At 75.4% G+C, this 1,056-nt stretch carries 1 protein-coding gene and 1 pseudogene; both read right to left on the bottom strand.

Annotated elements, in window-relative coordinates; all coding sequences use genetic code 11:
• A pseudogene (locus ACWCSD_RS53050) lies at positions 1-285 on the bottom strand (S9 family peptidase); the annotation flags it as partial.
• Positions 285-1,046 carry an asparagine synthase-related protein gene (locus tag ACWCSD_RS53055; RefSeq protein ID WP_449927663.1) on the bottom strand — a complete coding sequence of 254 codons (762 nt, stop codon included), beginning with the start codon at positions 1,044-1,046 and terminating at the stop codon, positions 285-287. The pseudogene ACWCSD_RS53050 and the gene ACWCSD_RS53055, both read right to left, overlap by 1 nt.
• Between the last annotated feature and the right edge of the window lie 10 nt (positions 1,047-1,056).

Consider the following 1,056-nt stretch of genomic DNA (forward strand, 5'->3'; position numbering starts at 1 on the left):
GTGGTCGTGCCCGGCCCGGACGACGCCGCCGACGTGGGGGGCCGGCGGGGGGGGCGGGGCGGGGGCCGGGGCCCCCCGGCCCCCGCCGGGGGGGGGCCGGGGGCCCCCCCCCCCCGCGTCCAGATCCGCGCCGAGCGGCTGGACCCACACCCGGGGCACGCCGTCCTGGTCGCCGACGAAGGCCACGGCGCTGTTGTCGGGCGCCAGCGCGGGCCGGCGGCAGTTCCAGGCGCGCAGCGCGGCGACCGACGGCAGGTGCGACAGGTCGCCGAGGATGTCCGGCATCACATCTGGTGGGCCTGGAGCCACAGTTCGAGCAGGCCGATCTGCCACAGCGTGTTGACGCCGGTCGTCGCCCTGTCGGACTCGGGGTCGGCCAGCAGCCGCCGCACGAACTCCGGACGGAACAGGCCCCGCGCGCGGGCGGCCCCGCTGGTGAGGGCGTCCCGGACGAGGTCGAGCAGGGCCCCTTCGACGTGCCGGACGGCGGGCACCGGGAAGTAGCCCTTCGGCCGGTCGACGATCCGCGCGGGCAGCAGCCGGCGGGCGGCGTCCTTGAGCACGCCCTTGCCGCCGTGGGCCAGTTTGAGCCCGTCGGGGCAGGCGGCGGCCAGCTCGACCAGGTCATGGTCGAGGAACGGCGTGCGGGCCTCCAGCCCGTGGGCCATGGTCATGTTGTCGACGCGTTTGACCGGGTCGTCGATCAGCATGGCCGTGGTCTCCAGGCGCAGCACGGCGTCGAGCGCGGTGTCGGCGCCCGGCCGCGCCACGTGCTCCCGGACGAAGTCGCCGCTGACGTCCCGGTCCAGCAGGTAGCCGGGGGCCAGGACGCCGGACAGCTCCTCGTGCGGGCGGTCGGCGAACTCCCTGCAGTAGACCTCGGCCGCCCGCTCGCGCGGCACGCCCGCCAGCGGCGGGAACCAGCTGTAACCGGCGAACACCTCGTCGGCGCCCTGGCCCGACTGCACGACCTTCACGTGCCGGGCGACCTCCTGCCCCCCAAACCGGAAATATCCCGCATTCTCTGGAGGACCCACTCCTGACATAGGATTTTCC

It is taken from the genome of Nonomuraea sp. NPDC001684, assembly GCF_053596515.1.